This is a genomic window from Nonomuraea aridisoli (assembly GCF_003236395.1).
GTDB lineage: Bacteria > Actinomycetota > Actinomycetes > Streptosporangiales > Streptosporangiaceae > Nonomuraea > Nonomuraea aridisoli.
Genome location: NZ_POUD01000357.1, coordinates 1 through 8,042 on the forward strand (window position 1 = coordinate 1; position 8,042 = coordinate 8,042).

The following is an 8,042-nucleotide window of genomic DNA, read 5'->3' on the forward strand; positions in this document are numbered from 1 at the left end:
GTCTGGAGCCGACGGCTCCGCGTGGGTCGAACGGGTGGCGGATGGCGGTTGTCGGTGGGCTGCCGGTGAGGCGAAGACGGTGGTGAGGAGTTCGGTGGTGCTCGCGGGGCGGCGGGCGCGCAGCCACGCCTCGAAGGCCGGGTCCTGGTCGGCGGCCATCCGGCGCAGCGCCTCGAAGACGCGCAGGTCGTCGTCGCGCACGGTCAGCGCCAGCCCGCCGTACTCCTTGAGCTCCGCCACCCGGGCCCGGGTCGCCGGCCCCTCCGACCACGCGTGGTTGCGCAGCACGATGAAGCGCCGATCAGCGGTCTGCGGCCCCACCCCCGACGCCTGCATCCCGTCGGTCAGCCGTTTGAGCGCGGCGATGTGATGCCGCGCGCCGATCATCCGGAACGTCCAGTGCCGCTGGTCCTCGGAGTCCGGGCTCAGCGCCTGGCGGAGCCTCGCGTGCAGGCTCGGCCGCCGGCCGGGAGGCGGGTCGACGGAGAAGGCACGACCCTCCTCGCCCTGCTCCGTGATCCAGGCCCGCAGGCCGGCGGCCAGCAGGGGAGGGACGAGCTCGTCCTCGTGCTCGGGATCGAACGCGCCCGACGTGTCCGCCTGCGCCAGCAGCTCGGCGAAGCGGGCGTCGAGCCGTACGAAGTCGTCCTCGGCGGGGGCCGGCTCGGTGACGCCACGGGTCGAGCGGCCGGAGCCGTCGTCGAAACGTTCCAGCAGCCGCACCCGGCCGTCCGCGAGGCACGCCTCGACGTGCGCGCTGATGACCCGGAGCAGGGTCCGGGGCGTGTTGCCCGGCGCCGTCTCGAACGCCGCGGGCGCGATCGGCCACACGGGGCCGGGCGGCGTGAACCCCGCCTTCGCGTACGCCACGGCGAAGCGCCGCTCGACCAGCGTACGGGCGATGTCCGCCGTCGCGATCGTGCCGAGGATCAGCGCGGGCCGGAACCGGTCGCGCACCGTCCCGATGGCGCGGTCCCGCAGCAGGCTCCACGACGAGGGCAGGCAGGCCACCAGGCACAACGACCGCTGGGTCGCGTGGACCAGCGCCATGAGCCCGCCGGCGAGCTCGTCGATCACGTCCTTGCGCTGCTCCCCGCCGGTGTCGGTCGGCGCGGCCGGGCGGGAGTGTTCGAGGATGGCGTCGATCTGGTCCACGGCGATGACGCTGGGCCCGGTCATCGCGAGGATCATCGACAGGTCGACCGCGATCTCGTGCGGCTCCTTGACGCCCTTGCTCATGCCGCACGCCTGCCGATCGCCCTCCTCGGCCTCCTCGGTCGACATCAGGTGGTCGTGGGCGACGTCGAGGGCGGGGCCCGAGGCCGCGGCGTAGAGGGCGAGCGCGCGGATGGTGTCGCGGCACCGCAGGAGCCGGCGGTCCTTCGCGATCAGGCCGTTGACCAGGGCGTCGAGGTCGTCGCGGTCGAGGCCCTTGCCGCCGTCGACCGCGGCCTCGATCCGGTCGTCCACGCCGGCGAGGGCGGCCAGGCGGCGCAGCGCCACCATCGCCTGGATCGGCTCGTCCGGGGCCACGGAACGGCCGAGGTCCTCGACCATCGCGCTCGTCGTCCGCCGCCAGAAGTCGTCGCCCGCGCTGAAGTCGACCAGGAAGAAGTAGCCGCCCGCACGGGCGATCTCGCCCCTGACCCAGCCGAGGAGGTGGGTCTTGCCGGCGCCGCCCTCGCCCTGGACGACGACGCCGAGCGGGCTGGTCCGCGTGGCGGCGGACGCCTCGTCGATGCCGTCGAGGATCAGTCGCTCGGCCCGGGGGTGCATGCGGTCGACGTGGAACGGCGGCGGGTTCCAGGCGTGTTCGGCCGTCGTCGCCCAGTTGAGGACCCTGGAGACGGCGCGCAGTGCGCGCTCCTCGCTCTCGTTCATCGCGCCTCGATCGCCAGCAGGTGCTTGCGGGTGCCGCTCACCAGCACGGCCGCCTCCCTGTCCGCGTCGGTCAGGGTCTTCTGGTCGGCCTCCGGCGCCAGGTGCACGTCGGGCAGCCGCTCCATCCGGCGCAGCGCCTCGTCGACCTCCTCGCGGGGAGCGTCCCCGAGGTACGGGCGCAGCCGGGTGAGCAGCACCCAGTCCTGCGGTTCGCGGGCCAGCCGCCAGTAGGCGTCCCTGATCTCCTGGGTCAGATCGCCCGGGAAGGTCTCGCCGCCGCGGGCCTTGACCACGAACTCGGCCAGGCTCAGGTCGGCCGCGTCGAGGTAGCTCCTGAGCAGGTCGAGGACCTGGTACAGGGTGCGGCCGAGCGATCCCGCCTTCGCGGGGGCGCTGCCGGACAGCTCTTCGACGCACCAGGCCCAGCCGTCCTCGGTGAGGGTGTGGTGGTAGGCCCTGCCGGGCTTCTCGCTCGTGACGAGGCCCAGCCTGTTCATGCGGGTCCTGGCCGGGCCGTCGAGCGCGTACCCGAGGTGGGCTTTGAGATCGGGGTTGGACGCCGAGCCGCCGAGCGTCATCAGGCCGAGAAGCAGAGCCCGTTCTCGGGTCCCGAAGGCCGTGTTCTCCATGGTCAGGTCTCCTCGGATCGATCGTCGACGACTCGGTCGAAACGGTCGGCCATCAGTTCGAGACGGCCGTGCACTTCCATGAGCGTGCCGTGGGCGCGTACGGGCGTCCTGGTGCGGTGGGCCTCGACGGCCACGTCGTAGGCCGCCTCGCCGGGCAGCCGCACCCACAGGGAGCTACGGGGTTCGCCGCCGGCGATGGACACCTCGCCGCGGACGTGGACGCGGAACCGGTCCTCGCCGCCGTTGTCGAACAACGTGCCGATGAGACCGGTGACCGAGGCGTGCTCGCGGTGCAGCCGCCGCAGCCGGTGGGCGACGCGGCGGAGCAGTCGTCCGGTCTCGGCCTCGAAGACGACCGTCCGCGCCGGTACGGCGGAGGGCAGCCCCCGCGCCCAGCGGAAGCCGACCTCGAACCGGGCTCCGGGGTCGGCGCCGGCGAACCGGGCGAGCGCCGCGCACAGGTCGGCGGACACGCCGTCACCGACGACGCGGTCGAAGACGCCGATGTCACCGGTCCTGCGCGCCTCGTCACCGGCCTCGCGCAGGAGCGTGGTCGCCCGCTGGAGCACGATCAGCGTGCGGCGCGCGAGCGGAGGTTCGCCCTGGTCGGCACGGTCCAACGGCACGCGTACGGTCAGCAGGTCGCCGGAGGGCACGATCGGCCCGATGCGCACCCGGGCGAGCAGGTCGCGCACCGGCTTGGGCGCCGCGCCGTCGAACACCGACCGAGGACCGGTCAGGGCGGCGCGGGCGGCCGCGCTGAGGGCGGCCTGGGCGCTGCTGAAGGCGGTGACCGCGTCGACGAGCCCGAACTGCCCGTCCCGCGGGACGATGGGGGCGCGATACCACTGCACGTCGGCCATGGGGGCGCCGATGTCGGAGGCGATGTCCTCCTGGGAACGTTCCTCGACCCTCGCCAGCACGGCGAGGATCTCCCTGAGACGCCGGGGCGTGTCGGCCAGGTCATCCGAGCCGGGCACCAGGATCTCGTGATCGCCGTCGTGCACCCAGACGGCCGCGCCCCGCCAGCCCTCCGGCTGGCGGACCCAGCCGGTGGCGGCCAGGTAGCTCGTGACGTCGGCGACCGACAGGACCCCGGTCACGCCGGCGACCCGGTGGGGGCGCCGACCAGCTCGCGTAACGCGCGAACGGTGAGGACGTGGCCCAGGGGCACCCGGACGGTGGCGTACCGCTTGGGGCTGGGGTCGGGGATCGGCTCGTCGTCCTCGAAGCCGCGGTAGTAGCAGAGCCTGCTGAGCGTCAGCCCGTCCGTCTCGACCCGCGCGTAGTGCTCGCTCTCCGCCGGCACCACGACGAGGAACAGGTAACGGGGGACGAGGAACGGGCCCGCCGCGAGCTTGTTGTACTGGACTTCGTTCAGCCCGCGGAAGATCAGGTCGGGGCCCTGGACGGCGGGCGCGGACCAGGACTTGATCTGCGCCTCGATGGCCGGTGAGGCGATATATCCGGATCTGCCCGGATGGCGGAAGCCGAGGTCGATCCCGTCATGATCGAGATCGTCCTTGTAGACGAGGAGCCCCGCAGCCGAGGCGAGCGCCCGGACATAGTCCTCAGCGAACTTGCCCTGATGGTTCCGCTGGTCGAGCACGCAGTCTCCCTCGCCTCTCCCGCACAATCCGCAACGCAAGAGACTATCTCCCGACCAGCGGCCCTCGGCCGTCTTTTTCCGGCATGCTCGTGAAGGGAGGTCGACGATGAAATTCGCCCTGCTGTTGTTCGATCCCGAGGGCTACTGGGACTCGGTCTCGGAGGAGGAGATGGGCGCGGCGGTGGCCGAACATGCCGCGTTCGCCGCATACCTGCGCGAACGCGGCATCCCGTTCTCCGGTGAGGCGCTGAAGCCGGCGGCGGAGGCCCGGTCGTTGCGGCCCTCCGGCGACGGGGCGGTGGCCGCCGACGAGCCGTTCGTGGCGCTGCGGGAGGATCTGGCCGGCTTCTACCTCATCGAATGCGCCGGTCTGGACGAGGCCGAGGAGATCGCCCGGCGCTGTCCCATCGGCGCGGGCATCGAGATCCGGCCCGTGTGGGAGGCGTGACCCCGGCTCAGCGGTAACCGGTGGCGTCCGCCGGCTTACCCGGGTCCTGCACCTCGACCAGGTAACGCCAGCAGTCCGGCTGGGAGCCGTCGAGGTCGGTGAAGCCGTACTCACGGGCCAGCCGGCCGCTGTCGAGCGACTGGCCGCTCCAGCGCATCACCTCGGGGTCGGCGGCCAGGGCGGCGACGGCGCGGCCGACGTAACGCGGGCTCTCCGAGATCACGAAGTGGGGCTCGCGGGCGGTGGCGTCCCGCCAGTTGTCCTCGCGCACCCCGAACAGCTCCAGCATCATCTCCGACCTGAGCCAGCCGGGGGTCAGCGCCACCGCCGCGCACCCGTACGGGCGCAGCTCGTGCGCCTGCGCGAACGCGAGCCGGATCACGGCGCTCTTGGCGTGGTCGTAGAAGAACGAGACGCGGTAGTTGCGGTCGTTGTACTCCTTGGTGCCGTCGGTCATCTCCACCACCAGGCCGCCCGGCCGCTTGAGGAGCAGCGGGAGCGCGAAGTGGCTGGTGATGACGTGCGTGTCGATGGCCAGCCGGAGCAGCCGCAGACCGGCGGCGAGGTCGTGCTCCCACAGCGGGGTCTCCCACTGTGCGAGCAGCTCGCCGCCCCAGATGTCGTTGACCAGGACGTCGAGGCGCCCGTGGTCGCGCTCGACGCGCTCGACGAGGGCCCGCACCTGCTCGGGCTCCAGGTGGTCGACCTGGACGGCGATGCCCTCGCCACCCGCCTCGGTGACGAGCTCGGCGGTCTCCTCGATGGTCTCCGGGCGGCCGTACTCGGATCGGTTCTCGCGCGTGGTGCGGCCGGTCACGTACACCGTGGCGCCGGCCGCACCCAGCTCCACGGCGATGCCACGCCCTGCGCCCCGCGTGCCGCCGGCCACCAGCGCGATCTTGTCTTTCAACGGTTTGTCCACGGGCCCGACCCTAGGCGGAAAACCCGACAACGCCTGTCATCTTTTAGCGCCGGAAAAGCCGCCAAAAACCGGAAGACCGACCGAAAGTACTGCCCCCTGTCCTGCTTTCGACTCAGGTGGTCAGGACGCGCGGCTCACAGGATGAGGCGCATGTCCGATGTACATGGCCGCGGGCGCATCGCCGCGCTCGACGTCATCCGCGGGTTCGCGCTCTGCGGAATCCTGGTGGCGAACGTCCGTCCGATCGCGAACGCCGACGACGGCGTGGTGGTCGCCGACCCCGGCGGCGGCGACCCCCTGGCCTGGCTGGGCCTCCTCGTCGACCAGCGGTTCTTCCCGATCTTCTCGTTCCTGTTCGGCGTGGGCTTCTCGTTGTTGCTGGAGTCGGCCGCGCGGCGCACCGAGCGGCCGAGGGTCGTGCTGCTGCGCCGCCTGCTCGTGCTGCTCGCCCTGGGGCCGGCCCACATGGTGCTGCTGTGGCGGGGCGACATCCTGGCGATCTACGCCGTCGTCGGCCTGGCGGTGCTGCTGCCGTCCACGTGGTTGCCGCGCCGGGCCGTGGCGGTGCTCGCGGGTGTGCTGATCGTGGCGCCCCTCCTCCTGGGCTCGAACGGCGTCCCGCTCGTGCCGGGGTTGTTCCTGCTGGGCTCCGCCCTGACCCGGTACGGCGTGATCGACCGGATCGACCGCTCCGCCGCTCAGCCGCGCACGGCGCAGAGCAGGCGGTTGTGGCCGCGCTGCCACAAGGTGCCGACCTCCGTGAAGCCGGCCTCGCGCAGGGCGCCGACGTGCTGGGAGAGCAGGCTGGACTCCGAGCCGCGGTGGTCGGCGCCCGCCGTCGTCCGCTCCTGGTCGAGCTCGGCGAAGTCCGGGTCGGCCTTGACCGCGTCCCACCAGGCCCGCCAGTCCTCGGGCGGGTTCGCGCCGAAGACCCGCTCGCTCTGGCGGTCGTGCACGGCGCGCTCCAGCCGCGCCAGGACCGGGGTGGCGTCGTCGGTCTCCAGGTGGTCGCCGTTGAGCAGCAGGCCGCCGGGCCGCAGCACGCCCGCCAACTCGGCGTACATGCTCTTGAGGTCCTGCTCGGAGACCCAGTGCAGCGCGGTCGTGCTGACGGCCGCGTCAACGGGACGCTCCAGCCCCAGCCCGCGCGTCCACCCGCTCGTGCGCAGGTCCGCCGAGACGAACCTCACGTGCGGGTACGCCGCCCGTCCCAGCCCGAGCAGCAGCGGGTCGGCGTCCACGCCGATCACGGTGGCCTCGGGCAGCCGCTCCAGCAGCCGGGCCGACAACGAGCCGGGCCCGCACCCCAGGTCGATCACCACGGGGTCGGGCCGTCCCAGCGCCTCCACCGCGTCGATCAGCACGGTGAACCGCTCCTCGCGGTCGGGCAGGTAGCCCTCCTGCTGGCGGTCCCAGCGCTCCATCCACTTCGTTGCGGCATCGTGAGTGAGCACGGCACATCTCCTTGTAACTGTCATCTAAGCTTTGGACAGTCACGAACATAGAACACAAAGGTGTAACTGGTCAATTGGACTTCAACAGTCACATGGACACCGTGGTCCGCGTCGCGGTGACGCTGGTCAACGAGCTGACCCCGGGCGAGCGGCGCGGGCGCCCCTTCTCCCTGCCCGAGGACGGCGGCGCCGCGGCCACCGCGGCCCTGCGCATGTCGTACCCGGCCTACCGCGAGCTCGACGCCGAGGAGGGCGCGCAGCTGGCCGCGGTCGCCGCCCGGCTGCGCGCGGTCTTCACCGCGGTCGCGGACGGCGACGTCGACAGCGCGGCCACGCAGGTGAACACCCTGCTGCGGGAGACCCAGGCCAGGCCCTTGCTGGAACGGCACGACGACGAGCCCTGGCACCTGCACTTCCACGGCAGCGACGACACCACCGCCGGAAGCTGGGCCGCGAGCTGCGCCACCGGCCTGGCGATCGTGCTGGGCAGCGAGTTCCACGACCGCCTCGGCGTCTGCACGGCCGCCCACTGCGACCGCGTCTACGTGGACGTCTCCCGCAACGGCACCCGCCGGTTCTGCTCGACCGCCTGCCAGAACCGCGTCAAGACCGCGGCCTTCCGGGCCAGGGCCAAAGGAGACTGACTCACAACACCCGGATCGGCGCCCCGTCGAGGAACGCGCCGATGTCCTGCACGGCTTCCCGGAAGTACGTCGCGTAGTTCAGCTCGCTGACGTAACCGAGATGCGGCGTGGCCAGCACGTTCGGCAACGTGCGGAACGCATGACCGGCGGGCAGCGGCTCCTCCTCGAACACGTCGAGCCCCGCCCCCGCGATCCGCCCCTCGCGCAGCGCCGACACCAGCGCGCCCTGGTCGACGATCGCCGCCCGCGAGGTGTTGACCAGGTACGCGGTGGGCTTCATCAGCGCCAGCTCCCGCGCGCCGACGAGCCCCCGCGTCCGGTCGCCGAGCACCACGTGGACGGAGACGACGTCGGAGCCGGCCAGCAGGGCGTCCTTGCTCGGGGCGAGCCGCGCCCCGCACTCCCCGGCCCGCTCGCGCGTCAGGTTCTGGCTCCAGGCCAGCACGTCCATGCCG

Annotated in this window: 9 protein-coding genes and 1 pseudogene; 2 read left to right on the plus strand and 8 right to left on the minus strand. The window is 72.4% G+C overall.

The window, feature by feature from the left end; genetic code table 11:
• The 4 genes and pseudogenes from C1J01_RS43650 to C1J01_RS43665 form a co-directional block, all read right to left on the minus strand.
• A pseudogene (locus C1J01_RS43650) lies at positions 1–1,881 on the minus strand (ATP-binding protein); the annotation flags it as partial.
• Positions 1,878–2,510 carry a hypothetical protein gene (locus C1J01_RS43655; protein WP_111184906.1) on the minus strand — a complete coding sequence of 211 codons (633 nt, stop codon included), beginning with the start codon at positions 2,508–2,510 and terminating at the stop codon, positions 1,878–1,880. The gene C1J01_RS43655 and the pseudogene C1J01_RS43650, both read right to left, overlap by 4 nt.
• Before the next feature lie 2 nt (positions 2,511–2,512).
• Entirely contained in the window at positions 2,513–3,613 is a 1,101-nt protein-coding gene (locus tag C1J01_RS43660) for a hypothetical protein (protein WP_111184907.1), read from the minus strand.
• On the minus strand, positions 3,610–4,119 hold the full coding sequence (locus tag C1J01_RS43665; protein WP_111184908.1) for a DUF4365 domain-containing protein: 510 nt from the start codon (positions 4,117–4,119) through the stop codon (positions 3,610–3,612). The genes C1J01_RS43660 and C1J01_RS43665 overlap by 4 nt, the downstream gene beginning before the upstream one ends.
• Before the next feature lie 106 nt (positions 4,120–4,225).
• On the opposite strand from C1J01_RS43665, the gene C1J01_RS43670 reads away from it, so the two are divergent.
• A complete protein-coding gene (locus C1J01_RS43670; RefSeq protein WP_111184909.1) occupies positions 4,226–4,567 on the plus strand; it encodes a YciI family protein in 342 nt (113 codons plus the stop codon).
• Positions 4,568–4,574: 7 nt separating this feature from the next.
• On the opposite strand, the gene C1J01_RS43675 is transcribed toward C1J01_RS43670, so the two are convergent.
• The 3 genes from C1J01_RS43675 to C1J01_RS43685 form a co-directional block, all read right to left on the minus strand.
• Positions 4,575–5,489 carry an SDR family oxidoreductase gene (locus C1J01_RS43675; RefSeq protein ID WP_111184910.1) on the minus strand — a complete coding sequence of 305 codons (915 nt, stop codon included), beginning with the start codon at positions 5,487–5,489 and terminating at the stop codon, positions 4,575–4,577.
• Positions 5,490–5,623: 134 nt separating this feature from the next.
• Positions 5,624–5,980, minus strand: coding sequence for a hypothetical protein (locus C1J01_RS50640; protein ID WP_181449300.1), 357 nt, complete (start codon positions 5,978–5,980; stop codon positions 5,624–5,626).
• A gap of 207 nt (positions 5,981–6,187) precedes the next feature.
• A complete protein-coding gene (locus tag C1J01_RS43685; RefSeq protein WP_111184911.1) occupies positions 6,188–6,943 on the minus strand; it encodes a class I SAM-dependent methyltransferase in 756 nt (251 codons plus the stop codon).
• Positions 6,944–7,017: 74 nt separating this feature from the next.
• On the opposite strand from C1J01_RS43685, the gene C1J01_RS43690 reads away from it, so the two are divergent.
• Positions 7,018–7,587, plus strand: a complete 570-nt coding sequence (locus tag C1J01_RS43690; protein ID WP_111184912.1) for a CGNR zinc finger domain-containing protein — start codon at positions 7,018–7,020, stop codon at positions 7,585–7,587.
• 1 nt (position 7,588) lies between these two features.
• Here C1J01_RS43690 and C1J01_RS43695 read toward each other — a convergent pair.
• A partial coding sequence (locus tag C1J01_RS43695) for an NAD(P)-dependent oxidoreductase (protein WP_268958807.1) occupies positions 7,589–8,042 on the minus strand: 454 nt, incomplete at its 5' end.

Bases quoted from the DNA above. Each gene is read 5' to 3' on its own strand.
- C1J01_RS43655 (WP_111184906.1), bottom strand. From the start codon at position 2,510: ATGGAGAACACGGCCTTCGGGACCCGAGAACGGGCTCTGCTTCTCGGC.
- C1J01_RS43670 (WP_111184909.1), top strand. From the start codon at position 4,226: ATGAAATTCGCCCTGCTGTTGTTCGATCCCGAGGGCTACTGGGACTCG.
- C1J01_RS50640 (WP_181449300.1), bottom strand. From the start codon at position 5,980: ATGTCGCCCCGCCACAGCAGCACCATGTGGGCCGGCCCCAGGGCGAGC.